Source organism: Sphingomonas sp. ASV193 (assembly GCF_040203355.1).
Classification (GTDB): domain Bacteria; phylum Pseudomonadota; class Alphaproteobacteria; order Sphingomonadales; family Sphingomonadaceae; genus Sphingomicrobium.
This window is the reverse complement of record NZ_JBEHBW010000001.1, coordinates 712,561-738,138: the sequence shown is the minus strand read 5'-3', so window position 1 is coordinate 738,138 and position 25,578 is coordinate 712,561. Positions and strand designations below refer to the sequence as shown.

At 69.4% G+C, this 25,578-nt stretch carries 23 protein-coding genes; 13 read left to right on the top strand and 10 right to left on the bottom strand.

Features of this window, described 5'->3' with window-relative positions:
• The first annotated feature begins 95 nt into the window (after positions 1 to 95).
• The 4 genes from parC (at position 96) to ABDK56_RS03685 (ending at position 6,534) form a co-directional block, all read left to right on the top strand.
• Positions 96 to 2,348 (top strand): DNA topoisomerase IV subunit A, encoded by a 2,253-nt coding sequence (parC, locus tag ABDK56_RS03700; RefSeq protein WP_349806755.1) that lies wholly within the window; start codon positions 96 to 98, stop codon positions 2,346 to 2,348.
• Between the two features lie 27 nt (positions 2,349 to 2,375).
• A complete protein-coding gene (locus ABDK56_RS03695) occupies positions 2,376 to 4,292 on the top strand; it encodes a CocE/NonD family hydrolase (protein WP_349806754.1) in 1,917 nt (638 codons plus the stop codon).
• 37 nt (positions 4,293 to 4,329) lie between these two features.
• Positions 4,330 to 6,072, top strand: a complete 1,743-nt coding sequence (locus tag ABDK56_RS03690) for a putative bifunctional diguanylate cyclase/phosphodiesterase (protein ID WP_349806753.1) — start codon at positions 4,330 to 4,332, stop codon at positions 6,070 to 6,072.
• A 126-nt stretch (positions 6,073 to 6,198) separates the two neighbouring features.
• Positions 6,199 to 6,534, top strand: coding sequence for a hypothetical protein (locus ABDK56_RS03685; RefSeq protein WP_349806752.1), 336 nt, complete (start codon positions 6,199 to 6,201; stop codon positions 6,532 to 6,534).
• A 51-nt stretch (positions 6,535 to 6,585) separates the two neighbouring features.
• Here the strand turns inward: ABDK56_RS03685 and ABDK56_RS03680 are convergent, their stop codons facing one another.
• From ABDK56_RS03680 to ABDK56_RS03670, 3 genes are read right to left on the bottom strand one after another with little or no spacing between them, the layout of a single operon-like run.
• Positions 6,586 to 7,797: a CCA tRNA nucleotidyltransferase gene (locus ABDK56_RS03680; protein ID WP_349806751.1), complete on the bottom strand. Its 1,212-nt coding sequence runs from the start codon at positions 7,795 to 7,797 to the stop codon at positions 6,586 to 6,588.
• Positions 7,794 to 8,372, bottom strand: a complete 579-nt coding sequence (locus ABDK56_RS03675; RefSeq protein ID WP_349806750.1) for a CoA pyrophosphatase — start codon at positions 8,370 to 8,372, stop codon at positions 7,794 to 7,796. Before ABDK56_RS03675 ends, ABDK56_RS03680 begins: the two co-directional genes overlap by 4 nt.
• Positions 8,369 to 8,944 carry a DUF1285 domain-containing protein gene (locus ABDK56_RS03670; RefSeq protein ID WP_349806749.1) on the bottom strand — a complete coding sequence of 192 codons (576 nt, stop codon included), beginning with the start codon at positions 8,942 to 8,944 and terminating at the stop codon, positions 8,369 to 8,371. Before ABDK56_RS03670 ends, ABDK56_RS03675 begins: the two co-directional genes overlap by 4 nt.
• A gap of 23 nt (positions 8,945 to 8,967) precedes the next feature.
• Between ABDK56_RS03670 and ABDK56_RS03665 the strand changes: the two genes are divergently transcribed.
• The 8 genes from ABDK56_RS03665 (at position 8,968) to ABDK56_RS03630 (ending at position 14,290) form a co-directional block, all read left to right on the top strand.
• Positions 8,968 to 9,723 carry an SDR family oxidoreductase gene (locus ABDK56_RS03665; protein WP_349806748.1) on the top strand — a complete coding sequence of 252 codons (756 nt, stop codon included), beginning with the start codon at positions 8,968 to 8,970 and terminating at the stop codon, positions 9,721 to 9,723.
• Positions 9,720 to 10,163, top strand: coding sequence for a dihydroneopterin aldolase (locus ABDK56_RS03660; RefSeq protein WP_349806747.1), 444 nt, complete (start codon positions 9,720 to 9,722; stop codon positions 10,161 to 10,163). Before ABDK56_RS03665 ends, ABDK56_RS03660 begins: the two co-directional genes overlap by 4 nt.
• Before the next feature lie 217 nt (positions 10,164 to 10,380).
• Positions 10,381 to 11,001: an energy transducer TonB gene (locus ABDK56_RS03655; protein ID WP_349806746.1), complete on the top strand. Its 621-nt coding sequence runs from the start codon at positions 10,381 to 10,383 to the stop codon at positions 10,999 to 11,001.
• Positions 11,002 to 11,044: 43 nt separating this feature from the next.
• The gene (locus ABDK56_RS03650; protein WP_349806745.1) at positions 11,045 to 11,848 is read left to right on the top strand and encodes a MotA/TolQ/ExbB proton channel family protein; all 804 of its coding nucleotides are present in this window, start codon (positions 11,045 to 11,047) and stop codon (positions 11,846 to 11,848) included.
• Between the two features lie 82 nt (positions 11,849 to 11,930).
• On the top strand, positions 11,931 to 12,407 hold the full coding sequence (locus ABDK56_RS03645) for an ExbD/TolR family protein (protein ID WP_349806744.1): 477 nt from the start codon (positions 11,931 to 11,933) through the stop codon (positions 12,405 to 12,407).
• Positions 12,408 to 12,419: 12 nt separating this feature from the next.
• Positions 12,420 to 12,854: an ExbD/TolR family protein gene (locus ABDK56_RS03640; protein ID WP_502959253.1), complete on the top strand. Its 435-nt coding sequence runs from the start codon at positions 12,420 to 12,422 to the stop codon at positions 12,852 to 12,854.
• A gap of 121 nt (positions 12,855 to 12,975) precedes the next feature.
• Entirely contained in the window at positions 12,976 to 13,401 is a 426-nt protein-coding gene (locus ABDK56_RS03635) for an ExbD/TolR family protein (RefSeq protein ID WP_349806743.1), read from the top strand.
• Between the two features lie 127 nt (positions 13,402 to 13,528).
• Complete coding sequence (locus tag ABDK56_RS03630; protein WP_349806742.1) at positions 13,529 to 14,290, top strand: hypothetical protein; 762 nt, start codon at positions 13,529 to 13,531, stop codon at positions 14,288 to 14,290.
• A 9-nt stretch (positions 14,291 to 14,299) separates the two neighbouring features.
• Here the strand turns inward: ABDK56_RS03630 and ABDK56_RS03625 are convergent, their stop codons facing one another.
• From ABDK56_RS03625 to ABDK56_RS03600, 6 genes are all read right to left on the bottom strand, one after another.
• On the bottom strand, positions 14,300 to 15,976 hold the full coding sequence (locus ABDK56_RS03625) for a cytochrome c biogenesis protein DipZ (protein ID WP_349806741.1): 1,677 nt from the start codon (positions 15,974 to 15,976) through the stop codon (positions 14,300 to 14,302).
• Positions 15,977 to 16,007: 31 nt separating this feature from the next.
• Complete coding sequence (msrB, locus tag ABDK56_RS03620) at positions 16,008 to 16,472, bottom strand: peptide-methionine (R)-S-oxide reductase MsrB (protein ID WP_349806826.1); 465 nt, start codon at positions 16,470 to 16,472, stop codon at positions 16,008 to 16,010.
• A 120-nt stretch (positions 16,473 to 16,592) separates the two neighbouring features.
• Positions 16,593 to 17,381 (bottom strand): anti-sigma factor, encoded by a 789-nt coding sequence (locus ABDK56_RS03615; protein WP_349806740.1) that lies wholly within the window; start codon positions 17,379 to 17,381, stop codon positions 16,593 to 16,595.
• On the bottom strand, positions 17,378 to 18,031 hold the full coding sequence (locus ABDK56_RS03610; protein ID WP_349806739.1) for a sigma-70 family RNA polymerase sigma factor: 654 nt from the start codon (positions 18,029 to 18,031) through the stop codon (positions 17,378 to 17,380). Before ABDK56_RS03610 ends, ABDK56_RS03615 begins: the two co-directional genes overlap by 4 nt.
• Positions 18,032 to 18,052: 21 nt before the next feature.
• Positions 18,053 to 18,604, bottom strand: a complete 552-nt coding sequence (locus ABDK56_RS03605) for a fasciclin domain-containing protein (protein WP_502959252.1) — start codon at positions 18,602 to 18,604, stop codon at positions 18,053 to 18,055.
• Between the two features lie 83 nt (positions 18,605 to 18,687).
• Entirely contained in the window at positions 18,688 to 21,651 is a 2,964-nt protein-coding gene (locus ABDK56_RS03600) for a DUF3857 domain-containing protein (protein WP_349806738.1), read from the bottom strand.
• A gap of 199 nt (positions 21,652 to 21,850) precedes the next feature.
• On the opposite strand from ABDK56_RS03600, the gene ABDK56_RS03595 reads away from it, so the two are divergent.
• Positions 21,851 to 22,519, top strand: a complete 669-nt coding sequence (locus ABDK56_RS03595; protein ID WP_349806737.1) for a hypothetical protein — start codon at positions 21,851 to 21,853, stop codon at positions 22,517 to 22,519.
• 29 nt (positions 22,520 to 22,548) lie between these two features.
• On the opposite strand, the gene ABDK56_RS03590 is transcribed toward ABDK56_RS03595, so the two are convergent.
• The gene (locus ABDK56_RS03590; RefSeq protein ID WP_349806736.1) at positions 22,549 to 25,569 is read right to left on the bottom strand and encodes a DUF3857 domain-containing protein; all 3,021 of its coding nucleotides are present in this window, start codon (positions 25,567 to 25,569) and stop codon (positions 22,549 to 22,551) included.
• Between the last annotated feature and the right edge of the window lie 9 nt (positions 25,570 to 25,578).

The window sequence follows — 25,578 nt, the reverse complement described above, 5'->3', positions numbered from 1 at the left end:
GCAGCTGTGAGCGAAGTTGTCCGATTTCGCTCCAATATCCCGCGAGGGTCCATTCCCGCTTCCCCGCAAATAACGAACCGCGCTAACCCACCCCCATGACCGATTCCCCCGACCTAAGCGTCATCGACTCCCCCTTCGATGCCGAGCTCAGCAACCGCTACCTCGTCTACGCCCTCTCCACCATCACCGCCCGCTCGCTCCCCGACGTGCGCGACGGCCTCAAGCCCGTCCACCGCCGCCTGCTGTGGGCGATGCGGGCGCTGCGGCTCGACCCGACCGGGGCCTACAAGAAGTCGGCGCGGGTCGTCGGGGACGTGATCGGCAAATATCACCCGCACGGGGACGCGTCGGTCTATGACGCGATGGTGCGGCTGTCGCAGGACTGGGCGCTCAGGTACCCGCTGGTCGACGGGCAGGGCAATTTCGGCAACATCGACGGGGATAATGCCGCCGCCTACCGCTATACCGAGGCGCGGATGACCGCGACCGCGACGCGGCTGATGGCCGGGCTCGACGAGGGGACGGTCGACTACCGCCCCACCTACAACGGCGAGGAGGAGGAGCCCGAGGTGTTCCCGGGGCTGTTCCCCAACCTGCTCGCCAACGGGGCGAGCGGGATCGCGGTGGGGATGGCCTGTTCGATCCCGCCGCACAACGTCGGCGAGCTGATCGAGGCGGCGAGCCACCTGATCGACAACCCGGGGGCCGAGGACCGGGCGCTGATGGACTTCGTCGCCGGGCCGGACTTTCCGACAGGGGGCGTGCTGGTCGACACGTCCGAGACGATCGCGGCGGCCTATGCGAGCGGGCGGGGCTCGTTCCGGCTGCGCGCGAAGATCGAGAAGGTGGCGGAGAAGGGGGGCGGGTGGCACCTGCTGGTCACCGAGATCCCCTATGGGGTGCAGAAGGGCAAGCTGATCGAGGCGATCGCCGAGCTGATCGCGAACAAGAAGCTGCCGATCCTGGCCGACGTGAAGGACGAGAGCGCGGAGGATCTGCGGATCGTGCTCGAGCCGAGGAGCCGGACGGTAGACCCGGCGCTGCTCGAGGAGAGCCTGTACAAGCTCTCCGAGCTGGAGGTGCGGTTCCCGCTCAACCTCAACGTGCTCGACAAGGACCGGACGCCGGGGGTGATGAGCCTGAAACAGGCGCTGCTGGCGTGGCTCGAGTTCCAGATCGGGGTGCTGGTGCGGCGCGCGGCGACGCGGATCGGCAAGATCGACGAGCGGATGGAGCTGCTCGAGGGGTATCTGAAGGCGTTCCTCAACCTCGACCGGGTGATCGAGATCATCCGGACCGAGGACGAGCCGAAGGCGGTGATGATCGCCGAGTTCGACCTGACCGAGCGGCAGGCCGAGGCGATCCTCAACATGCGGCTGCGGTCGCTCCGGAAGCTCGAAGAGATGGAGCTGGGGCGCGAGAGGGATGCGCTGGCGAAGGAGCGCGAGGGGCTTAGCGCGCTTATCGAGAGCCCGGCGCGGCAGCGGACGCGGCTGAAGAAGGACCTGGCGGCGCTGAAGGCGGCGTACGAGGGGGACGCGCGGCGGACGATGGTGGTGGAGAGCGCGCCGGCGCGCGAGCTCGACTGGAGCCAGATGATCGCGAAGGAGCCGATCACGGTGATCCTGTCGCAGCGCGGGTGGATCCGGGCGATGCGCGGGCATTTGGCGGCGGCGGAGTATGACAGCCTCAAGTTCCGCGAGGGGGACGAGCTGTGGGGGCTGCCGATCCATGCGCAGACCACCGACCGCATCCTGATCGCGGCGGATAACGGGCGGGTGTTCACGCTGGGCGGCGACAAGCTGCCGGGCGGGCGCGGGTTCGGGGAACCGGTGCGGCTGAGCGTCGATCTCGAGGCCGAGGCGGAGATCGTGGCGATGCTGGTGGTGCGGCCCGAGGCGCGGCTGCTGGCGGCGAGCAGCGACGGGCGCGGGTTCGTCACCAGCGGCGAGGCGGTGCTGGCCGAGACGCGCAAGGGCAAGCAGCTGATGAACCTGCGTGACAAGGCGAAGCTGGCGGTGTTGAAGCCGGTGCCGGCTGGCGCCGACGGGGTCGCGGTGATCGGCGAGAACAGGAAGCTCCTGGTATTCAAGCTGGCCGAGCTGCCCGAGCTTGGGCGCGGGTCGGGGGTTCAGCTGCAGCGCTACCGCGACGGGGGGCTGGCCGATGCGATGGCCTTCACCATCGAGGCGGGGATCTCGTGGCCGATGGGCGGCGATGGGGGACGGGTGCGGAGCGAGACCGATCTCACCCCGTGGCGCGCGATCCGCGGGGCGAGCGGGCGGATTGCGCCCAACGGATTTCCGCGTAGCAATCGCTTCGAGCCGGTGCCCCTGAACCAAGGGTGAGTCGCCGCGCGGGTAGGGGACAGGAACATGCGCAAGGCGATGGTGGCGGCGGTGCTGATGCTGGGGGTCGCCACGCCGGCGATCGCGCAGGTCTATGACGAGCGGCCGAAGACGGTGCGGCCCGATACCTACGGCGCCAACTACACCCGGCGGACGGTCGAGATCCCGATGCGCGACGGGGTCAGGCTGCACACGGTGATCCTCGTGCCGAACGGCGCGCGCGGGGCGCCGATGATCCTCACCCGCACCCCCTACAATGCCGACGGGATGACCAACGTCCACAACAGCGGCGACTATGCGACCGCGATGGACGCCTACGACAATGCCGCCGACATCTATGCCGAGGGCGGCTATATCCGCGTGGTCCAGGACATTCGCGGCATGTACGGGTCGCAGGGGACCTATGTGATGAACCGGCCGCTGGTCGGCAATCCGCTCAACCCGACCAAGGTCGACGATTCGACCGACGCCTACGACACGATCGACTGGCTGTCGAAGCACGTACCCGAGAGCAACGGGCGGGTCGGGGTGATCGGCATCAGCTACGACGGCTACGAGGCGCTCGCGCCGCTGGTGAACCCGCACCCCGCGCTCAAGGTCGCGGTGCCGATGAACCCGATGGTCGACGGCTGGATGGGCGACGACTGGTTCCACAACGGCGCGTTCCGGCAGGTCAACGTCGACTATATCTTCGGCCAGCAGGCGACCCGCGATACGCACCTGCAGACGAGTTACCAGGGCTATGACGTCTATCCCGAGTTCATCGATGCCGTCTCGGTCGGCGAATTCGCGCGGCGGCACGGGATCGACCAGGTCGGCTTCTGGAAACAGGTTTCGAGCCACCCCGCCTACGACAGCTTCTGGTCGAGCCAGGCGATGGACAGGATCCTGGCGCGCGCGCCGCTGACGGTGCCGACGATGCTGGTCCATTCGCTGTGGGACGCCGAGGACATCTGGGGCGCGCAGCGGGTGTGGAAGGCGCTCGACGCCAACCCGGCCAACCGCGCCAACCTCTACCTGACGATGGGGCCCTGGTACCATGGGCAGGGGATCGACCCGGGCAGCCGTACCGGGCAGATCGAATGGGACAGCGACACCTCGAAATGGTGGCGGCACCAGGTGCTCGCGCCGTTCCTCGCGCATTATCTCAAGGACGCGCCGATGGACGTGGCGCGGGTCACCGCCTTCCAGTCGGGCACCAACGTCTGGCAGCGCAAGGACGACTGGTCGGCCGACGGCGGGCCGCAGGCGGGGGCGGGTTCGCGCGCGCTCTACCTCGGCCCGAACGGCAGCCTCGGCTGGCAGCCGAGCGCGGCGGCGCAGACCGCCGACTATGTCTCCGACCCGATGCACCCGGTGACCTATGTCCCGCGCCCGACGCGGGCGAGCGGCTATGACGACGACCATTGGAAGGCGTGGCTGACCACCGACCAGCGCGAGGCGTCGGGGCGGCCCGATGTGCTGACCTTCCAGACCGCGCCGCTGACGCGCGCGACCAGCGTCAGCGGGATCCCGGCGGTCCACCTCAACGCCTCGACCAGCGGCACCGACAGCGACTGGGTGGTCAAGCTGATCGACGTCTACCCGGCGGCGATGACCGGCGGGCGGCTGGCGATGGGCGGCTACCAGTTCCCGGTGGCGATGGAGATTTTCCGCGGGCGCTATCGCCAGTCGTTCGCCAATCCGCAGCCGCTGACCCCCAACGTGCCCCTGGCCTACGACTTCGCGCTGCCGGCGGTGAACCACGTCTTCCTGCCCGGTCACCGGATCATGGTGCAGGTGCAGTCGAGCTGGTTCCCCCTCTACGATCGCAACCCGCAGACCTTCGTGCCGAACATCTTTTTCGCGCAGGCCGGCGACTACCGCGCGGCGCAGCAGAAGGTGACCGTGGGGGGCATGGGGCAGAGCTATGTCGCGCTTCCCGCCGTTGCCGAGGCGCCGTAGGCAAGTCGTTAACCCGAACCGTTTAACGCGTAGGTTGATGACGGCTGACGCGTATCGCCCGGCCGCGCCCGACGGCGCACGCCTATCCTCGATTTCGGAGGAGGACCTGCTGCGGCTTGGCGGCGAGGACGGCGCGCTGCTCGCGGCACTGCCGATCGGGGCGGCGATCTTCACGCTGAACGACGGCAGATTGTGGATCGAGGGGATCAACCGCCGCTTCCTCGACCTGTCGGGATGCGCGGGGGCGCCCGAGACGTTCATGGCGACCTTCAAGCGCTACGAGGCCGGGCCGGGCGGCGCGTTCGCGCGCGCCTTCCTCGCCGACCCGGCGGGGGCGCCCGACGAGATGGAGCTGGTCGACGGCGATGGGGTGGCAAGGCGCTACCTGAAGCTCAAGCTGTCGCCGCTCGCGCGAAGCGGGGCGGGGGGCGCGCCGCGCTGCCTGATGAGCGTGGTCGATCGTACGCCTGAGGTGATGGCCGAACGCACGCTTCGCGCCGAGATGCTGCTCGACAGCCTGACCGGGTTGCCCAACCGGCAGGGTTTCGCCGACCTGATCGAGACGGCGATCGGCGAGGAGGACGCGCGCCACGCGGTGCTGGTGGTCGACATGCGCCGTTTTTCGCGAATCAACGAGTCGATGGGCTCGATGGCGGGCGACGAGCTGCTGATCACGCTCGCGCGGCGGCTGAAATCGACGCTTCGCAGCGGCGACGTGCTGGCGCGCACCGGGGGCAACGAGTTCGGCGTGCTCGCGCGGATCGAGACCGGGGTGGAGCAGGCGATGGCCGCCGCCGAGCGGATCCGCGAGGTGCTGACCGCGCCGTTCCGGCTCGGCGAGCTCGAGATCCGGGTCGAGTGCGCGATCGGGCTGGCGCTGACCGAGCAGAGCAGCGATCCCGAGGAGCTGTTCCGATCGGCCCAGTTCGCGGTCAAGCAGGCCAAGCTGGCCGGGCGGCCGCAGGTCTACGAGCCGAGCGAGGCGAGCGCGGCGCGGCGGCGCTTTTCGATCGAGACCGAGCTTCGGCGCGCGCTCGACCGCGACCAGCTCGAGCTGTTCTACCAACCGCTGATCAACCTCGAGACCGGCGAGGTGAGCGGGTTCGAGGCGCTGGCGCGCTGGACCCACGAGGAGCGCGGCGAGATTAGCCCGACCGAGTTCATCCCGGTCGCCGAGGAGAGCGGGCTGATCCTCCAGCTCGGGCGGTGGGCGACCGACAAGGCGGCGGCGACGCTGGCGCGATGGGACGCCGAGGCGGGGGCGCCGCTGCCGGTCCATGTCGGGATCAACCTCAGCGCGATCCAGGTCGCGCGCGACAATATCGCCGAGATGGTCGGCGACGCGCTGCGCAGCAGCGGGCTGAGCGGCGACCGGCTGACGATCGAGCTGACCGAGAGTTCGATCGTCCAGGACCCGGCGCGCGCGGTCAAGGTGTTCGAGGCCTTGAAGGCGCTCGACGCGACGGTGGCGATGGACGATTTCGGCACCGGCTATTCGAGCCTCGCCTATCTCCAGCGGCTGCCGATCGACGTGCTCAAGATCGACCGCAGCTTCGTCACCGGCATGCTGACCGACCGCGACAGCGTGGCGATCGTCCGCGCGGTGCTGGGGCTGGCCGACGCGCTCGGCATGTCGACCACCGCCGAAGGCATCGAGAGCGTCGAGCTGGCGACGACGCTGGCGGCCTTGGGCTGCGCGAGTGGGCAGGGATTCTATTTCGCGCGCCCGCTCGAGGCTGACGCGGCGCTCGACTATTGGCGGAGCCGGCGGCGGGGCTGAGCCGGTCGCCGCGCGGGCGGCTCGATTCGCCCCGTTGCCCGGAATCGATGCAACGCCGTCCGGCGCGGAAACGTTTTCCCCTGCAATTCTGGCGCCTTAGCGTGCGCCGACCAGAGGAGACAGACGATGTTCAAGCCGATTTTGCTCGCCAGCTCGGTCGCCGCGGTGGCGCTTACCGCCTCGCCCGCCGAGGCGAGGCACCGCCATCATCACCACCGCGCCTACGCCTATAATTATTATTCGGGCTACGGCTATGCGCCGCGCTACGTCAGCTACCGGCCGCGGGTGGTGTATCGGAGCTACAGCTATCCGCGCTACAGCTACGGCTATTCGAGCTACGGCTATAATTATCCGAGTTACGGATACAGCTATCCGTCCTACGGCTATGCCTCGCCCTACGGCTATTCGAACTACGGGGTGAACCCGATCGGGGCGATCATCGGCAGCATCGGCGGCTACTGATCGATCTCACCAGCATCGAGGGCGTCGGACGGGTTCGTCCGGCGCCCTTTCTCATGACTGGAGAGCGGCATCGACGAGCGTGTCGAATTCGGGACCGGTGGGAAAACCGGCAGCGACCCACGCGCGGTCGATCGCTCGGAGCGTGCGCGCGACCTCGGGGCCCTCGGGAACGCCGCGCGCGATGAGGCCGCCGCCCGAGATCGGCAGCCGCGGGATCGGCCAGGCGGCGATGTCGGCGGCCTCGACTGGGCGGCCCGCGAGCAGCAGTCGATCGACCGCCGCCTCGGTCCCGACCGCATAGGCGAGCGCGCGCGGGTTCTCGGCGGGATCGAGCGCGGCGACCGCGAGACCGAGCCGCTTCTTCGCCTTGTTCGACAGCTTGAGCCGCGCGGCGATCGCGGTGGCGAGTTCGGGGTCGGGGGGGAGCATCGCGGCGAGGCGGCGGAGCGGGGCATGGCGCGCGCCGGCTTCGGTCTCGGCCCGCGCCAGCGCGGCGATCCGCGCGGGGGCGTCGGCGACGATCTCGGGAAGCACCGGGGCGAAGATGCCCGCGTCCAGCATGATCGCGATGGTCGGCGAGGGATCGGGCACCGCGAGCAGCTTGGTCAGTTCGTCGGCGATCCGTTCGCGCGACAGCGCCATCAGGTCGTTGGCGCGCGCGGCGCAGGCGGCGAGGCCGGCCGCATCGGGCGCGCCCGCGCCGAAGCGCGCGTGGAAGCGGAAGAAGCGCAGGATCCGCAGATGATCCTCGGCGATCCGGGCGAGCGGGTCGCCGATGAAGCGAACCCGGCGCGCCGCGATGTCGGCCAGCCCGTCGAAATAGTCGAAGATCTGTCCGGTGAAGGGGTCGGCATAGAGCGCGTTGATGGTGAAGTCGCGCCGCGAGGCGTCGGCGGCCCAGTCGTCGGTGAAGGCGACCGTCGCGCGGCGGCCGTCGGTCGAGACGTCCGAGCGGAGTGTCGTCACCTCGACCACCGTGCCCGACGAGACGGCGGTGATCGTGCCATGCTCGATCCCAGTCGGGACGGTCTTGACCCGCGCCGCCGACAGCCGCGAGACGACCGCGTCGGGGACATGGAGCGTGGCGAGGTCGAGGTCCTCGATCGCGCGGCCGAGCAGCGTGTCGCGCACCGCGCCGCCGACGAAGCGGCAGCTTCCCTCGGCGGCGTCGAGCGCGCCGAGCAGGCGGCGGATGCCGGGCCGCGCGAGCCAGGCGTCGGGATCGACGCGCGCGGGGGCCGTGCTATCGGACGTCGCGCTCATCGCCAGTCGAGCCGTCGCGACAGGTTGACGATCATCGCCGCGGTCGCGCCCCAGATGCGTTTGTCCTGCCACATGATCTCGACATAGCGGCGTTCGGCGCCGCGGAACATGGCGCTGCGCCGCTGCTGGTTGGCGGGGTCGAGGAGGTGGTCGAGCGGGACCTCGAACCAGTCGGCGACCTCGCCCGGGTTGGCGACCAGTGGCAGGTCGGGCGGGACCGCGGCGAGCACCGGGGTGACGGTATAGCCGGTGACGGTGCGGTAGCGGTCGATTGCCGCGACCAGCGCGACCGCGGCGGGATCGAGCGCGATCTCTTCCCAGGCCTCGCGCAGTGCGGCCTGCGGCGCAGTCTCGCCTTCGTCGATCCGGCCGCCGGGAAAGGCGACCTGACCGGCGTGGAGGCGGAGGTCGGCGCGGCGCTGGGTCAGGATCACCCCGGGGCGCGGCCGGTCGGTGACCGCGACCAGCACCGCCGCGTCGCGCGGCTCGGCCTCGTCGAGCAAATGGCCGTCGCCCTCGATCAAGTCGTCGGGTGCGGGACGGAGCGCGGCGGCGAGCCGCTCGGCAAGGCTCATGGCGTCAGCGGCGGCCCGGGCTCGGCGAGTGCGAAAAAGGCGCCGTCCGACCACACCCCGGGGGGCTCACGGCCCTCGGCGAGCGCGATTTCGGCGAGCTCGTAATAGAGCGGGCGCGACAACTCGGCCTCGAGGCCGTGGCGGACGGCGAGGCGGGGGGTGCCGTCCTTCATCGCGATCGGGTGGTCGGGGCCGGCGATGACGACGTCGCCGCTGTTGAGCCGGAAGGCGAGGCGGCGCGCCTCGCCCTCGCCCTCGCTGGTCATCTCGAGCGCGCGGAAGGCGGTCGATTCGACCTCGATCGACAATTTCTCGACCGGGGTGACGAGGACGTGGCTGCCGTCGGCCTCGCGGCGGAGCACGGTCGAGAAGAGCCGGACCATCGCCGGGCGCGGAATCGGGCTGCCGTGGTGGAACCAGGTGCCGTCGCGGGCGATGCGCATCCCCGAATCGCCGCAGTGCGCGGGGTTCCAGCGATCGACCGGGGCGCCGCCGCCACGGGCCTCGATCGCGGCGGCAAGCTGGCCAAGCGACTGGCCGGCGAAGGGCAGGGGCGGCTTGCTTTCGGGCATTGCCTTTGCCCTAGCGGGCCGCGATGACGAAGCCCATGGCCAATCTACGAACCGCGCTCGTCACCGGCGCGTCGAAGCGCGTCGGGCGCAGGGTGAGCGAGGCGCTGCTCGCCGACGGCTGGCGGCTATTCGCGCACGTCCATTCGAACGACGACGCGGTCGCCGAGGGCGCGACGCGGCTGGTCGGCGACCTGTCCGCGCCCGACATCGGCGAGACGCTGTTCGCGGCGATCGGGGGGCCGGTCGACCTGCTGGTCAACTGCGCGGCGCGGTTCGGCGACGATGCGCTCGGGCGGCTCGATCCAGGCGAGTTCGAGCAGCACATGGCGATCAACGTGCGCGCGCCCGCGCTGCTGATCGACGCGCTGGCGCGGCGGCACGCGGCGGGCGCGGGGGCGGGGCGCAGGGCGCTGGTGGTCAACGTGCTCGACGCCAAGCTCGCCGCGCCCAACCCCGATTTCCTGAGCTACACGCTGAGCAAATATGCGCTTGCCGGGCTGACCGAGGTGGCGGCGCGCGCGCTCGCCGACAAGGGCATTCGGGTCAACGCGGTCGCCCCGGCGCTGATGCTCCCGTCGGGCGAGCAGAGCGACGAAGAATTCGAAAAGGTCCACGCGTTCAACCCGCTCCGTCACGGGGTCGAGGTCGACGAGCTGGTCGCGGCGGTCCGATTCCTGCTCGACTCGCCGGCGATGACCGGCCAGACGCTCGTCCTCGACGGCGGGCAGCGGTTCATGGCGCTGCCCCGCGACGTGCAATTTCTCGACGAGGCCAAATGACCAGCCCGATACTCGACGGCATGACCCCCGACCATTTGAAGGTTCGCTCGGGCAAGCTGGTGATCGATTCGATCGAGGTGATGGCCGACATTGGCTTTCACGATTTCGAGGTTGGGACCCCGCAGCGGCTGCTCGTGTCGGCCGAGATCTGGATCGACGAGCTGACCCGTCCGCCGGCGCGCGACGACAAGGCGTCGGCGTGGAACTACGACTTCGTGGTCGAGGAAATCCGGCGGATCGCGACCGAGCGGCGGTTCAACCTGCAGGAGACGCTGGCGCACGCGCTGTTCGACCGGCTGGCGCAGGCGCGCGGAGTGGAGGCGATTCGCATCCGCACGGTCAAGCCCGACGTCTATCCCGACGCGGCCGGGGTGGGGGTCGAAATCGCGTCGTTCACCGGTCCGACGCCGGTGAAACGAGGTTCATCGGCGATGAAGTGACAGGCGCGGAACAAAATTCGTTGCGCGGTCATTAGGCGTTCATTAGAGAAGCCCCGCATTCTGTCGATGATATGTTGATACATCGGCGGTCCCGGCTTGGGCGTTCAAGGGCTGCGATGCGGTACCTTGCGCGTATGAGACGGGATCATCGGGAAACGAGGAGAGTTGCGGACGTATGTCCTATGCCAATCGCAGACAGCTGAACAACAACCGGACGGTGCCGATCATTTTCTCGGCGCTGATCACGTTCTCGCTCGGCTATGCCCTGGTCAGCGGTCTGGCCTTCAGCGTCGTCAAGAAGACGGCCGAGGACCTCAAGACCTTCGACGTGACCGAGCCGCCGCCTCCGCCCGAGGAAAAGCCGCCGCCCCCGCAGAAGACCGAAACTCCGCCGCCGCCGCAGATCAGCGCGCCGCCGCCGCTCGTCCGGATGGAAACCCCGGCCCCGCCGATCCAGACGACTCCGGTGATGACCCCGGCGCCGATCATCACGCCGACCGCCAAGCCCGCGCCGCCCGCGCCGCCGGCCCCGCCGCCGGTGAACCGCTCGGCGCAGGCCAAGGCGAACCTCGCCTCCTACTTCACCGATAGCGACTATCCGCCCGCGGCGCAGGACGCGCAGCAGCAGGGGACGACGCGCTTCTCGCTGACCGTGGGTCCCGACGGCCGGGTGTCGGATTGCCAGGTCACCGGATCGAGCGGCTCGAGTTCGCTCGACCAGGCGACTTGCAACATCCTTCGTCGCCGGGCGCGCTTCACCCCCGCGATGAACACCGCCGGGCAGGCCGTCAGCGGCAGCGCCTCGGGGGCGATCAAGTGGGTTCTCCCGGCCGAATAATCTTCCAAGCATAAACCGAACTCGACCAAGGAAAGATCAACCTATGCAGACCACTCCGCCAACCGCCGCCGCCGGCAAGGACTTCGGCCTGATGAACGCCCTCCACGAGGGCGGGATCATCAGCTGGAGCGTGTTCATCATCCTGGTCACCATGTCGGTGTTCAGCTTCTACATCCTGTTCACCAAGCTGCTCCAGCAGCAGAAGATCATCAACCAGGGCAAGAAGGTCCGCGCCAGCTTCTGGAACTCGGCGAACCTGAAGGAAGCCTCGACCAAGCTCGAGGGCCGCAGCGCCTATCGCGCGATCGTCGACGACGCGCTCGTCGCGCAGGACCAGCACTCGAAGCTGACCGACCCGGTCGACCAGCACGAGTGGGTCGCCGGCGGCCTCGCCCGTTCGCAGGGTGCCATTTCGGCGCGCCTCGGTGAAGGCCTCGCCTTCCTCGCCACCGTCGGGTCGACCGCGCCGTTCATCGGCCTGTTCGGCACCGTCATCGGCATCTACCGCGCGCTGATCAAGATCGGTGCGTCGGGCGACGCATCGATCACCACCGTCGCCGGCCCGGTCGGCGAGGCGCTGATCATGACCGCGCTCGGCCTCGTCGTCGCGGTTCCGGCGGTGCTCGCCTACAACTGGCTGATCCGCCGCAACAAGACGATCATGGAAGACCTCGGCGCGTTCACCAACGACGTCCACGGCTACCTCGCCTCGGACGGCGCGGTGAAGCCGATCGGGATCGCCCCGGCGGTCAGCAAGACCGCGCAGACCCGCACCCCGGCGGCGCCGACCCCGCGCGGCACCGAGCCGGTGCGTCCGGGCATGACGAATACCGGTCAGCAGTCGTAAGAACGTTGAGGGCCGGTCGACGCGCCGTGCGCCGATCGGCCCCTCGTTCGAAGTGCATTGAGACGAAGAGGAACATCCCCTCATGGCTATGAGTGTAGGCGGCGAGACTGGTGACGATGTCCCCATGTCGGACATCAATACGACGCCGCTCGTGGACGTCATGCTGGTGCTGCTGATCATCTTCTTGATCACGGTTCCGGTCGTCATCCAGACGGTGCCGGTGAAGCTTCCCGACGTGAAGTACCAGGTTACGCAGACCAAGCCCGAGAACGTCTCGCTGTCGGTTCGCGGCGGCCCCGGCGGCACCTGCGAAGTCTACTGGAACCTGCAGAAGGTCAGCAGCAAGGAATTGCTCGACCGCGCGGCGAAGAAGCTGAAGGACCAGATCGCGGCCGTCGGCGGCGTGCAGAACATCAACGACGAGAACATGCCCGAAGCGCATATCCGGGGCGACCAGAACACGCCGTACAAGTGCATCGGCGGAACGGTGTTCACGATGCAGATGGCGGGTTTCGCCCGCGTCGGCTTCATCTCGCAGCCCTCGCTGGCCGGCAAGTAAAGGAATTTCGCCATGGCGATGCAAACCACCAGCGACAACAGCGGCGGCGAGCCGATGATGGAGATCAACACGACGCCGCTGATCGACGTCATGCTGGTTCTCCTGATCATGCTGATCATCACCATCCCGCCGCAGACTCACGCGGTGAAGCTCGACCTGCCGCAGAACCAGGCGAACCAGACCCCGCCGCCGGTCGACCCGGTCAAGAACAAGGTGGTGATCACCACCGCGGGCCAGGTCCTGTGGAACGGCGCGGCGGTGAACCTGGTCCAGCTGCGGCAGTTCCTCGACGCCAGCCAGCAGATGAACCCGGTGCCCGAGCTTCACCTCCAGCCCGAGCCCGACGCCCAGTACGAACTGGTCGACAAGGTGCTCGCGGTGACCAAGGAAGCCAACGTCACCAAGATGGGGTTCGTTGGTAACGAAGCCTATATGACGGCTTTCTAAGCGACGTCTGCAGTTGCTGAGACAAGGGCGGTTCCCGCGAGGGAGCCGCCCTTTTCATTTGCGGATGGACATGCCGTTCGGCTTGAGCGATGTTACAACATCTCAATTGAAGGAGGGTGACATGTCGACGACTCGAATCCTGGGTGATCCGGTGGCGGCTCCGATAAGCGAGCTCAACACCACCCCGCTGATCGACGTCATGCTGGTCCTGCTCGTCATGCTGATCATGACCGTCCCCGCCGCGACCCACAAGGTGCCGCTCGACCTGCCGCAGGCGGCGCCCTCGCCGCGGATCGCCCCGCTGGTCAACACGGTAGGGATCGACCGGGCCGGGGGCCTTCGCTGGAATGGCGAGCCGGTCGGGATGGCCGCGCTCGACGCAGCCTTGTCGGCGAGCGCGCGGCGCGAACAGGCGCCCGAAATCCACCTCGCCCCGGCGGGGGACGCCCCCTATGCCACCGTCGACGCGGTGCTGGCGATGGCGCGCCGCGACGGGGTCGAGCGGCTCGGCTTCGTCGGCAACGGCGATTATGCCGGGGCGTTCTGAGCCGCAACAAGGGCGGCACCCGAACCGCGGTTCAGAATTGCAATCGCACGAGATTTTCCCGGCGCGGACGCGACGGACCGAGTCAGTTCGCTAACGCCTTGGTAAAAATCGTCGGCTAACAGGGGTCATGGATCTGATCGCGTCGACCCGGGCCGGGCTAGTCGAGCAACTGGGCGAAGAAGCCGCCGCGCTCGCGGGGAGCCCGCGCGATCTGGTGCAGCGCGCGATCGCCTATCACCACCTCTACGATTGCAGCGGCGGGCGGCACGGCTATGCGCTGCTCGCCGGGGCCGGGGCGGTCGGGCTCAACCCGGCGGTCGCGGCGATGAAGGCGGCGGCGCGGCGCGCGCGCTGGCGGATCGGGCGCGAGGCGAGCGAGGCGCTGGTCGGCCGCTGCGACGCGTTTGGCGCGGCGCTGGCGGCAATCGACCGCGATCGCTGCCAAGAGATGGTGGTCGCCTATCGGCTGATGCACACCCCGGGGCTTCGCGACGAGGCACTGGCGCGGCTTCCAGCGGCGCTGGTCGCGGCGCACGCGGGGGACGAGGCGCACGGGCTGTTCGCGGCGCACCTCGGCTGGTTCGAGGAGCGCTGGGGCGCGGAGGTCGACGCGGCGACGACCGCGCTCGCCTGGCCGCTGAAGCACAAGGCGGCGGCGGTCGTGACGGCGCTGCTGCGGGTCGGGCAGCCGGCCTACGACCGCGCCGCGCGCAAGGGCTGGCCGCACGTCGAGAAGACGCTGCTCAGCGACCCGGCGATGCCCGCCGGGGCGGCCCGCAACCCGGCGCAACATTATTACGCGATGCAACGGATGGTGTGCGAGCGGCGGCGGCAGGCGCAGGCCTCGCTGGGCCTGAGCCCCGAGGAAACGGTGGTCCTCGCCGCCTAGGCGGGTCGCTCAGCCGAAAGTGAAGGCGTAGGCCTCGACCCCCGGATCGTCGAACGTAATGGTGAAGGTCCGCTGCCGCTTCGGGTCCTGCTGACGGACGAGCTGGTAGAGGCGGTGGTCGGTGACGACCCCGCGCCCGTTGGCATCGGTATCGACGCCATGGTCGGCGCCGGGCGCCTGGTCGTCGAGCGTGACGGTGAAATGCACCGGCCGGTTGCCCGCGCTGCCGAGCACGAGGTGGAGGTCGCGGGCCTTGAAGCGGAAGGCGATCTTTCCGCCGCTCGTGTTGAGCCGCGCGGACTGGGGCGAGCGGGTCCACGATCCGCCGAGCGCCCACTGGTTGAGCGCGAGGGTCGGCGGGATCGGGTTGCCGGCGAAATTCTGCGCGCGGGAGGTGCCGAGGTAGGTTTCGGGGCTGGCGATCGCTCGCGAGGCGGCAAGCGCAGCGCCCTGGTCTGCGCCCTCTGCGGCCATGCCGCCGAGCCGCGCGCCGTTCTCGGTCAACAACTGGCGGATCGCGGCCTCGGTGGTCGCCTCGCCGCCCTCGCCGAAGTGGTGATAGCGGATCCGCCCCTTCGCGTCGGCGAGGTAGGTGGCGGGCCAGTAGCGGTTGTTGAACGCGCGCCAGATATTGAGGTCGCTGTCGAGCGCGATGGGGTAGGTCAGGCCGAACTGCTTGAGCGCCGCGGCGACATTGGCGGGGTCGCGCTCGAACGCGAACTCGGGGCTGTGGACTCCGATCACGACGAGGCCTGCCGGACCGTAGCGTTTGTACAGCGCTTCGATATGCGGGACCGAGCGGATGCAGTTGATGCAGCTGTAGGTCCAGAAGTCGACCAGCACGACCTTGCCCTTCAGGTCGGCGGCGGTCAGCGGCTTCGAATTGAGCCAGCCGGTCGCGCCGGAAAAGGCGGGGAGGGGGCCTTCGTCGAGGAGTTCCGGGCCGCTGGTCTGGGGCATGCTGTCCTTCACCCCGAGGCGGCTGGCGAGGCCCTGTTCGAGCGAAAAGGTCGAATTGGCCGACAGGCGGGTGAGCAGGCGGGTGTCGAGCCCGAGCGCGATCACCGCGACCCCGGCGAGGATCAGGACGCCGAGCGCCTGGCGCACCCGCTCGCCCGCGCCGATCGATCGTTTCATGGCCGCGAACACCTTGCCGCCGACGAGCAGCGCTAGCCCGAGGCTGGTCGCCGCGCCGAGCGCGTAGGCGGTGAGCAGGAGGACGGTCGAGGCGCTCGCCCCGCCGATCGCCGCGCCGGTGAGGATGAGGCCGAGGATCGGCCCCGCGCACGGCGCCCACAGCAGCCCGGTGGCGACCCCGAGCAGCAGCGAGGTCCCGACCCCGCTCGCGCCCGGACCGGTGCGGTTGCTGAGCCGCTCGCCCCAGCCGACCAGCGGCGCCATCGCCCGGGTCGATAGCGCGGGGAAGATCAGCAGCAGCGCGAACCCGGCGAGCAGCACCAGCGCGATCGTCCGCCCGGCCTGGTTGGCGGCGAGCGCCGCGCCGCCTCCGACCGCCGCCAGCGTCGCCACCCCGGCGAAGGTCAGCGCCATGCCGACCAGGAGCGGCAGCCCGTTCTTCAGGAAGGGCTGGTCGGCGCGAGCGAAGACGAACGGCAGCACCGGCAGGATGCACGGGCTGAGGATGGTCAGCACCCCGCCAAGATAGGCGAGCAGGATCAGCAGCATGGCGGGCCTTCGTTCAGACGGGGGTGTCGGGTCAGGCGGGGCGGAAGGTCAGCGCGAGGCCGTTGATGCAGTGGCGCTTGCCGGTCGGTCGCGGCCCGTCGTCGAACACGTGGCCGAGGTGGCCGCCGCACCGCGTGCAATGCTCCTCGGTGCGGGTCATGCCGAGGCTGTTGTCGGTGCGATAGGCGACCGCCCTGGGCAGCGTCGCCCAGAAACTCGGCCAGCCGGTGCCGCTGTCGAACTTGGTCGCCGACGAATAGGCCGGCTGGCCGCACCCGGCGCAGGCGAACACGCCCTTGCGATGTTCGTTCAGCAGCGGCGAGGTGAAGGCGCGCTCGGTGCCTTCCTGCCGCAGGATGTCGAAGCGCGCCGCGCCGAGCTTGGCGCGCCACTGGGCGTCGCTCATCATGACCGGGTAGCGGGTCGCCGCCTCGCTGCTGGTGGCCGGGGCGCAGGCGAGCAGCAGCCCGATCCCGGTCAGCGCGGCGCCGCCCATCAGCGTCCGGCGATCGAGGGGAGAGGTGGCGAGCGGGGTGTTGGCCAAAGGGGTGTTGGCCAAAGGGGTGTTGGCCAAAGGGGTGTTGGACAGCATCGTTATCAACTCCTTCACCCCCAGCTACGCGGCGACCAGCCTGCCGGATGCGATCACCGGGCCGGTCGGCTGGCCGGTCGGCGACCCGCCCATGGGCTCGACCGACACGGCGAAGGTCGCGCCGTCGGCGAGCATGGTGGCGGTGGCGGGCTGGACCGCGAGCTTCATCGGCCCGTCGGGCATCACCCCCATCGACCGCGGCTTGCCGTCCTTCGGGATCATCCACAGCTCGTGGGTATGGCCGTGCGGCGCGGCGGCGACCCCGGCCGGGACGACCATCACCTGGTCGGCGCCGTTCCAGCTGGCGACGAGATGGTTGGCGCCGCCCTCGAGAGTCGCGACCATCGGCGAATGGGCGGCGGCGACGGAGGTCGAGGCCCCCGGCGGCGGCAGCGGCCCGCTCGGTGCGATCGGCGCGGGACGGAGCAGCAGCGCGAGCGCGAGGCTGGCGGCGAGCGCGGTCATCCCCCCGGTCGCGACCTGCCAGCGGCGAAGGCGCGGCGTGAGGTCGACGACGTTGGCGGTGGCTGCTCTCGCGGCCGGGGGCGGCGAGGCGACCGGCGATGGGGCGGCGCGCGGCGCGGCGATCTCGGCCTCGATCCGGGCGAGCAGCGCGGGCGGCGGGGGCGCGCCGTCGATCTCGTCGAGCAGCGGGGCGAATCGCGCCGACCAGCGCGCGACCTCGGCGGCGAACGCGGGGTCGGTAGCGGCGAGCGCGGCGACCTCGGCGCGCTCGGCCCCGTCGAGCAGGCCGAGCGCATATTCGCCGGCAAGCGCGCTCCGGTCGGGGGTGAGGGGCGGATGGCTGCTCATGATTCGAGACACCCCCGGAGCGACTGGAGCCCGCGGCGGATCCAGCTTTTCATCGTGCCGAGCGGGACGTCGTCGCGGCTCGCCAGCTCGGGATAGGTCGCGCCGTCGATGAAGGCGGCGCGGATGTAGCCGCGCGCGCGTGCGTCGAGCGCATCGAGGCAGTCGTGCAGCCGCCCGGCCTCCTCGGCCTGTTCGAACAGCGCGTCGGCGAGCGGCGCGTCGGCGGGGACCGCATCGGCCGCCTCGATCGGCGCGGTCGGCAGCACCGAGCGGCGCTTGCGGTCGATCGCGCGGTTACGGGTCAGCACCGCCAGCCAGCTGATCGGGCTGGCACGCCCGACCTCGAACTGGCCGGCCTTGTTCCACACGGTCACGAACACGTCCTGGAGCACTTCCTCGGCGGCGCCCTCGTCGCCGGTTACCCGGCGCGCGATCCCGAACAGCTTGGCCGAGGTGCGCCGGTACAATTCCGCGAACGCGGCGCGATCGCCGCGCGCGATGGCCGGCAGCAGCGACGCGAGTTCGCCGCCGCCGCCGGCCGCACTGACAGAATCGGAGGGCGCCTCATCCACCAGTGCACTGATGCCCAATGCCGGTCCCCAAGGGAAGAGCGCGAACCGACCCGCCGAACAGGGGGAAACGGTGGTCATGGTCCGCGCCTTTCTCCCTCGTTACGGCATGAGCACCGTGTCGATGACGTGAATGACGCCGTTCGACTGCATCACGTTGGCAATCGTGATGTGCGCATGGCCGCCCTTCGCGTCGATCACTTCCCAGCCGCGTCCCGCCTTGCGGAACATCAGCTTGCCGCCCTCGACCGTGGTCAGCGTCGCGGTGCCGTGGTGGCGCGCGGCGAGGCTGGCGATCTGGCCGGCGGTGATCCGGCCGGGGACGACGTGGTAGGTCAGGATCTTGGTCAGCGTGTCCTTGTTCTCGGGCTTCAGCAGCGTGTCGACCGTTCCCGCCGGGAGCTTGGCGAACGCCTTGTTGGTCGGGGCGAAGACGGTGAACGGGCCCTTGCCCGACAGCGTGTCGACCAGCCCGGCGGCCTTGACCGCCGCGACCAGCGTGGTGTGGTCCTTCGAGTTGACCGCGTTCTGGACGATATTCTTCGTGGGATACATGGCGGCGCCGCCGACCATCGGGTTTTTCGCCGCCGCCGGGGCGGTCACGGCAAGGGCCATGGCACCGGCGGTGGCAAGCGCGAAACGGGTGAGGGACATAGATGCTCTCCTTCCACGCGGCGTCAATCGCCGCGTCGCAAGGAGATACGGGACCGGAGGCGCGGCGGATGCGCGGCGCGCGCCTAGCGGCTCAGGCCATAGCCGGCATAGGTGCGGTCGATGGTCGGATCGAGCTTGAGCGCCGCGGCGGCATCGGCGTCCGACTTGGCCTTATCGCCCTTGCGGGCGTAGGCGATCGCCCGGCCGTAGAGCGACGACGGCGAATCGCCGCCGGCGAGCGCGGCGGTGTAGTCGGCGATCGCGTCGTCGGTCCGCTTGAGCCGCAGCATGACCAGGCCGCGGCTGTCGCTGGTCGCGCGCATGGCCGACTTGTCGAGCGACTTGTTGCAGACCTTAAGCGCGCGATCGATCTCGACATCGGCGATGGCCATCGCCCAGCACAGGTTGTTGAGGTCGATCGAGGTCGCCGCCTTCGCTTCGATCGCGTCATATTCCTGCACGGCATCGGCCTTGCGTCCAGCCCGTTCCAGCTCGACCGCGCGATTGCTGCGCAGGTTGAGGTCGTCGGGCGATTTCAGGAACGCCCTGTCGTACAGCTCGACCGACTTCGCATGTTCGCCGAGCCGCGCGGCGATGTCGGCCAGCATGACCATGGTCTGGACGTCCTTCAGCTCCAGCTTGAGCGCCGCGTCCAGTTCCCTGGCCCGCCCGGCCTTGTCGGTCAGCGGCAGCGCCGCCGCGCGCATGGCATGGCCGGTCGCGCTAGGCTCGATCGCCAGCGCCGAACCGTAGGCCGCGAGGGCCTCGTCGGCATGGCCGAGTTGCCGCAGCATGTTCCCGCGGAGCAGTTGAAGCTTGGCCGTTTTGGCATTGTCGAGCGAATGCGCTTCCGCCAGTGCCTTGGCCATATCACCCCTGCGTACGAAAATGCCGGCGCGCATGGTGATCAGATTTTCCTCGCCCGGCTTGCGCTTCAGATAGTGATCGGAGTCCGCCAAAGCCTGGTCGAACTCGCCGACCCATGAACTCATCATGGCTCGCATCTGATAGGCATTGAGGTTCGTGGGATCCTGCTTGATCGCTTCGTTCAGGAGGGCGATCGCCTTTTCGTTGTCGCCTTGGTTCGACAGCTTCGCGGCGGCGGCCAGCTTGTCGGCGACGGTCACCGGCGTTTTGCCGATTAGCGCCTTGATCTCGGCCGCGGTCGGCGCACTGGCCCCGCCGAGACGGAGCCAGACATTGTCATTGTCGAGCTTGCGCAAGCCGGCTTCGGCGGCCCGCGCGTCGGCGATGCTGATTTCGGGCACCAGCGAGCGGCTCGTATAGTCGATCGTCACCACGCCGTTCCTGTTCGTCACGCGACGCTTGTAGGCGACGCCGGCGATGGTCTGGTCGATGTCGGCCGGATTCATCCGGAACCCGTCGGCCAGGGACTTCGGCAGGACCACCGTCTGGACGATATGGGAATATGCCGGAAAGGCGATTGCGACGGGCGCGTCGAGATCGCGGTTGCCGGTGCGGCGGAAATCGGCCTTGTAGCCGGGGCTCGGCACCTCGCTCCAATAGGTGCCATTGTCGATGTTGAGGGTCTGGCTGCCTTCGCCATGGATGGTCAGCGTCTGGGTGACCGGATCGAACCGGCTGCTCGCCTTGGTGACGACGAAGCGGTCGAGCCGGCCTTGCAGCGCGTCCTTGAGCGCTTCCTCGCGGCGCGACGGATCGACCTGCTCGATCGCCAGGTTGGTGACCAGGGCGGAGTCGCCGCGCGTGATCATGTCGAGCACGGTCGGCACCGGCTTGTCGGCGCCGCCGCTGGCGTCGGTATGGATGATCGTCTCGGTGAGAGGCAGGGCCGCCGGCGTCTCGACGATCGGCACCAGCGCGGCGTTGGCCGCCACCGGGAGGGCCCAGCGATAGTCGGGCGGGGTCAACGGGGCGAGCGACTGGTCGCCGATGCGGGTGCCGTCGAGCCAGTAGGTCTTGCCGCCGATGACCGAGCGGACGATCACATGGTTGAAGGCGGCGAACATCGGCAGGCGCCGGTCGAGCCCGTCGCCGCGGGCGGTGCTGACCAGCACTGGCGTGGCGTCGATGTCGAGCGCGCGCAGGAGGGCGGTCAAAAGGACGCTTTTCGCCTTGCAGTCGCCGAACCGGCGTTGCCACGTGACGTCCGCCGAGGCCGGGACCAGCCCGCCGGTGCCGAGCGCCAGGTTGACGTACCGGACCTTGCTTTCGACCAGCGCCAGCGCGGCGGCGGCGCGCACCGCCGGATCGGGCGAGAGCGCGCGGATCCGGGCGACTTCGGCGTTCAGCGGGCTGCCGGCCGGGATCTGCGCCGCCTGCTGGAACAGCGGCAGCATGGTCGCGGCAAGGTCGTTCCACGAGCCATAGTCGGTCAGTTCGAAGCCGATCCCGGTCGCGAACCGGTCGGGTGCGCCTTCCGGCGGCTTGCCCGGTTCGAGCGGCGCGAGGTCCCATTCGTAAATCCGGTCGCCACCGATCGTGCGCGGGCGGACCGGCGGCAGTCCCCCGGTTTCGCGGTCCCGCAGCGTCACCGACGCCGGGGCGAGCATCCGGAACCGCGCCTGGTTCATCCGGACCGGATAGGGAAAGGCGGCGACCGCCTCGACATGACCCTTCAGGGTCGGGTCGCGATGGACGATGGTCTGGGTGACCTCGACGATATCCCCGACCTGCAGCCCTTCGGTCTGCAAATTCGCGGTGAGGCGACCGTCGAGCGTCTGCTGCTCCAGCCCCGTTTCCCGACGCAGGATGGTGAATTTCTGTCCCTTGGCGAGCGGATCGATGGACTCGCCGCCGCGCACGATCCGCACCGAGTTGACGGTTGCCTCGTCGAACGCCGGGTCCCAGCCGATGGCGACGTTGCCGGCGGCGAGGGCCTGCGCGTCGTTCAGCCGGACCGCGTAGTGAACCACCGAGGTCATGGCGGTCGGATCGAGCCGCGACTGGTTGTCGAACAGCAGGATTTCCGTCGATGACGCGTCCGCCGCCTTGGCGGGGATGATGAGCGGCTTCGGGGTCGCCCAGGCCGGCGCGGGACCGTAACGAAGTTGATCGGCGGCCATCGCCGTCGCCGGCAGCGCCATTGCCGCCCCCGCCAGAAAAACAGCCCTGAAACGCATCGCCGCCACCCCACTGAATCAATTCGGCGGGGCGATGCTAGGCGGGGGCCGCCGAATTGCAAGCGGGCAAACAGGGCACGCCGGCCGGGCTTTTTCGGCGCTCGTCCCGCTGGTAGACAGTCGGTCGCAAGGGGGCGTTCGAATGGATTTCCTGAAGCTCATCAAGTCGTTCGACGAACTGCTCTACGAAGTGATGAGCTGGCTGCTGTTCTACCCGGTCACGCTGTGGCGGGTGATCCGCCACCCGGTGCGGATGATCCACTATGCCGAGAACGAGATGAAGCGCCCCGACGAGGAACGGTTCGGCGACGCGCTCAACCCGCCGCTGTTCCTGTTCCTGACGATCATCCTGCTCCATCTCGTCGAACTGGCGATCGCCGGGCAGAGCGAGGTGGTGACGAAGACCAGCGGGCTGTACGGCTTCGTGCGCGACGACACGACGCTGCTCGTGCTGCGGATCCTTGTGTTCGGGCTGTTCCCGCTGCTGCTGGCGCGGCGCAAGCTGAAGGCGCGGCACGACCGGGTCGACCGCGACAATCTGCGCCAGCCCTTCTACGCCCAATGCTATGCCACCGCGCCGTTCGCGGTGATCGTCAGCCTCGCCGGCTTCGCCAGCCGGCTGGGTGCGGGGGGCGAGGTCCGGCTGTCGCTGGTGCTGCTAGCCGTCGCCTTTTTGTGGCTCGGGCTGATCGAGATCGAATATTTCCGCACCCGGCTCGACACCAGCCGCGGGCGCGGCTTCGTCCAGGCGTCGATCGCGATGGCGCAGGGGTTCGTCGTCCTGCTTCTGGTCGCCGGGATGCTCGACTAGCGGCGCATGGGCGAAGTCGGGGGCGGCGCTTAGCGAGTCAGGCCGTAGCCGGCGTAACGGCGCTCGATCCCCGGGTCGAGCCGGAGCGCGTGGGCGGCATCGGCGTCGGACTTGGCCTTGTCGCCCTTGCGCGCATAGACGATCGCCCGACCGTAATAGGAGGAGGCGACGTCGCGGTCCTTCAGCGCCCGGGCATATTCGGCCATCGCCTCGTCATATTTGTTCATCCGCAGCAGGACGAACGCGCGGCTGTCATGCTCGTCCGGCGTGTCGCTGAGCTTCAGCGCGCGGTCGCAATCCGCCATCGCCCCGTCGATCGCGACGTTGGCGGTCGCCTTGATCCAGCACAGGTTGTTGAGCTGGTCGGCGGTCAGCTCCTTGGCGGCGAGCGCGATGAACTCGCGGTCGGCGTCCTTGCCGCGGCCGGCGAGCTTGAGCTGCACCGCGCGATAGGAGCGGACGGTGAGGTCGTCGGGATCTTCGAGCAGCGCCCGGTCGAGCAGCCCCATCGCCGCGGCATGGTCGCCGAGCGCGCTGGCGAGCTGCGACAGGTCGAGCAGCGTGTCCGAATCGGTCGGGGCGAGCTTCAGCGCGGCGTCGAGGTCGGCGCGGCGCGCGGCGGTGTCGGCGGGGTCGCGCGCGAAGAAGCGGTCGACGTAATAAGAGGGTTTGGGCGCGATCTTCAGCGCCGCGTCATAGGCCGCCACCGCTTCGGCGAAGCGGCCGGCGCGGGCGAGGATCCGCCCGCGCTGGTGCTGGCCCTCGGCGGTCGGGTCGCGCGCCAGCGCGGCGGCATCGGCGACCACCGCGGCGGGGGTGGCGGTGTGGACATGGTAGATCGACGCCAGCCGCCGGGTGTCGACCCCGCGCGGGTCGAGCCTCAGCAGCGCTCCGACGTCGTCGCCGGCGGCGGCATAACGGCCCTCGTCGATCCGCCACTGGACCCGGCGGCGGCGCCAGTCGGCGTTGCCCGGCGCCATCGCGATCGCCTTGTCGAGCGCGACGTCGGCGAACTCGGCCTCTCCGTCGTCGCTCAGCTTGTCGGCGGCGCGGGCATAGTCGTCGGCGGTGCGCGGCGCGTGGCCCAGCGCGGCGCGGATCTTCTCGTCGGGATCGGGCTGGTCGCGAAACGCCACCCCGACGTAATTCTGGTCGAGCGCGCGAAGGTCGGTTTCGGCCGCGCGCGCCTCGGCGAAGCTGATCTCCGGCTTCAGCGCGCGGACGCTCTGGTCGATTGTCACCGTGTCGCCCTCGACCGTGATGGTGCGGCGATATTCGACCCCGGCGACGGTCTGCGCGATGTCGGCGGGGAAGTCCTCGCGCTTGGGCGTCATCCACGTGGGCAAGCGGATCGACTGGCGGCGGCGGGTGAAGGTCGGATAGTCGACCGCCACCGGCGCGTCGGGCGAGCGACCCCCGGTGCGGTGATAGTCGGCCTTGAACCCGAGCGAGGGCAGTTCGGTCCAGTAATTGCCGTTGTCGAGGTTGAGCGACTGCTTGCCCTCGCCGCGGAAGCGGAAGCTGTGGGTCGACGGATCGTAGCTCGACGACACCTTGTCGGCGACGAACCGGTCCATCTTGTCCTCGATCGTCTTCTTGATCTGCGCGTCGCGCTGCGCGGGATCGAGGTCGTTGATCGCGATCTGGTCGCCGATCCCGCCATCGCCGCGATCGACGATCTCGACCGTGGTTGGGACCGGCCCCCCGGCTCCCGCGCGCGCGTCGGTGGTGACGAGGAATTCGTAGCTCGGCTGCTTGAGCGGTTCGGGCAACATCGCCACCAGCGCCGACTTGTCGGCGATCGGCAGGCCCCAGCCATAATCGGGCGTGGTCAACAGGTCGAGCCGGTCGTCGCCGGTGCGGGTGCCGTCGAGCCAGTAGGTGCGCCCCGCGACCCTCGCGCGTACGAGGACGTGGTTGAACACCCCCGCCATCGGGATCCGTTCGGCCATGCCGTCGTCGCCGTCGGCGTTGGCGAGCACCGGTTCGGCCTCGATCCCCAGCCGCCCGAGCAGCGCGAGCAGCAGCACGGTCTTGCCCTTGCAGTCGCCATAGCGGCGCGCCCAGGTCTGGTCGGCCGGGGCCGGGACCAGCCCGCCGGTGCCGAGCGCGATGTTGACGTAACGCACCTGGTTCTGGACCAGCCGGAGCGCGGCGAGGGTGCGCGTCGCCGGGTCGGCGCTCGCGGCGCGGATCTTCTCGATCTCGGCGTTGAGCGGGCTGGTCGCGGGAATGATCTCGGCCTGCCGGTAGAGCGGCATCATCAGCGAGGCGACCGAGTCCCAGCCGCTGAAATCGCTGATTTCGAAGCCGAGCGCGGGCTTGAACCGGGCGGGGGCATATTCGGGCGGCTTCTCGGTCTTGAACGGCTGGAGGTCCCAGTCGTAGCTTCGCTCGTGCCCGCTGGTCGCGACCTTCGGCGCGGGCAGCGTCCCGAGCTCGCGCAGCCGGATCGCGCGGTCGGCGGGGACGATCACGCGGATATGCGCGCGGGTCGCCGCCCCGGGGTCGAGCAACTTGATCGATTCCTCGACATGGCCCTGCATCGTCGGGTCGGTGCGGTCGATGGTGAAGCTGACCTCGATCGTGTCTCCGACCTCGACGCCCTCGCTCTGCAGAGTCGCGGTAAGGCGGCCGTCGAGCGACTGTTCGGCAAGGTTGGTCTCGCGCCTGAGGATGGTGAACTTGGGGCCCGCGGCGAGCAGATCGATGGTTTTCGCGCCGCGGTGGAGCACCGCCGAGTGGACGGTGATCTTTTCGAGCGCGGGGTCCCAGTTGAGCTCGATATTGCCCGCCGACAGCGCCTGCGGGTCGTTCAGCCGGATCGCATAGTGGACGAAGATGCTCTCGGTCTGCCCGGCGAAACGGAACTCGCGCTCGAACAACAGCGCCTCGGTCGACGACTTGGTCGCCCCGCTTGCCGCCGCGGCCGCGGGGACGGGGAGCGGCGAGACCCACGCCGGGACCGGCCCGGTCGCGACCTGGTCGGCGGCGTAAGACGGCCCCGCCGCCGCGAGCGCGGCGCCAAGCCCCATGACGATCAGACGCATCGACCCTTG

Excerpts from the sequence above, each read along its gene's own strand:
- parC (WP_349806755.1), top strand. The coding sequence starts at position 96 with ATGACCGATTCCCCCGACCTAAGCGTCATCGACTCCCCCTTCGATGCC.
- ABDK56_RS03695 (WP_349806754.1), top strand. The coding sequence starts at position 2,376 with ATGCGCAAGGCGATGGTGGCGGCGGTGCTGATGCTGGGGGTCGCCACG.
- ABDK56_RS03690 (WP_349806753.1), top strand. The coding sequence starts at position 4,330 with ATGACGGCTGACGCGTATCGCCCGGCCGCGCCCGACGGCGCACGCCTA.
- ABDK56_RS03685 (WP_349806752.1), top strand. The coding sequence starts at position 6,199 with ATGTTCAAGCCGATTTTGCTCGCCAGCTCGGTCGCCGCGGTGGCGCTT.
- ABDK56_RS03680 (WP_349806751.1), bottom strand. The coding sequence starts at position 7,797 with ATGAGCGCGACGTCCGATAGCACGGCCCCCGCGCGCGTCGATCCCGAC.
- ABDK56_RS03675 (WP_349806750.1), bottom strand. The coding sequence starts at position 8,372 with ATGAGCCTTGCCGAGCGGCTCGCCGCCGCGCTCCGTCCCGCACCCGAC.
- ABDK56_RS03670 (WP_349806749.1), bottom strand. The coding sequence starts at position 8,944 with ATGCCCGAAAGCAAGCCGCCCCTGCCCTTCGCCGGCCAGTCGCTTGGC.
- ABDK56_RS03665 (WP_349806748.1), top strand. The coding sequence starts at position 8,968 with ATGACGAAGCCCATGGCCAATCTACGAACCGCGCTCGTCACCGGCGCG.
- ABDK56_RS03660 (WP_349806747.1), top strand. The coding sequence starts at position 9,720 with ATGACCAGCCCGATACTCGACGGCATGACCCCCGACCATTTGAAGGTT.
- ABDK56_RS03650 (WP_349806745.1), top strand. The coding sequence starts at position 11,045 with ATGCAGACCACTCCGCCAACCGCCGCCGCCGGCAAGGACTTCGGCCTG.
- ABDK56_RS03645 (WP_349806744.1), top strand. The coding sequence starts at position 11,931 with ATGGCTATGAGTGTAGGCGGCGAGACTGGTGACGATGTCCCCATGTCG.
- ABDK56_RS03640 (WP_502959253.1), top strand. The coding sequence starts at position 12,420 with ATGGCGATGCAAACCACCAGCGACAACAGCGGCGGCGAGCCGATGATG.
- ABDK56_RS03635 (WP_349806743.1), top strand. The coding sequence starts at position 12,976 with ATGTCGACGACTCGAATCCTGGGTGATCCGGTGGCGGCTCCGATAAGC.
- ABDK56_RS03630 (WP_349806742.1), top strand. The coding sequence starts at position 13,529 with ATGGATCTGATCGCGTCGACCCGGGCCGGGCTAGTCGAGCAACTGGGC.
- ABDK56_RS03625 (WP_349806741.1), bottom strand. The coding sequence starts at position 15,976 with ATGCTGCTGATCCTGCTCGCCTATCTTGGCGGGGTGCTGACCATCCTC.
- msrB (WP_349806826.1), bottom strand. The coding sequence starts at position 16,472 with ATGGGCGGCGCCGCGCTGACCGGGATCGGGCTGCTGCTCGCCTGCGCC.
- ABDK56_RS03615 (WP_349806740.1), bottom strand. The coding sequence starts at position 17,381 with ATGAGCAGCCATCCGCCCCTCACCCCCGACCGGAGCGCGCTTGCCGGC.
- ABDK56_RS03610 (WP_349806739.1), bottom strand. The coding sequence starts at position 18,031 with ATGACCACCGTTTCCCCCTGTTCGGCGGGTCGGTTCGCGCTCTTCCCT.
- ABDK56_RS03605 (WP_502959252.1), bottom strand. The coding sequence starts at position 18,604 with ATGTCCCTCACCCGTTTCGCGCTTGCCACCGCCGGTGCCATGGCCCTT.
- ABDK56_RS03600 (WP_349806738.1), bottom strand. The coding sequence starts at position 21,651 with ATGGCCGCCGATCAACTTCGTTACGGTCCCGCGCCGGCCTGGGCGACC.
- ABDK56_RS03595 (WP_349806737.1), top strand. The coding sequence starts at position 21,851 with ATGGATTTCCTGAAGCTCATCAAGTCGTTCGACGAACTGCTCTACGAA.
- ABDK56_RS03590 (WP_349806736.1), bottom strand. The coding sequence starts at position 25,569 with ATGCGTCTGATCGTCATGGGGCTTGGCGCCGCGCTCGCGGCGGCGGGG.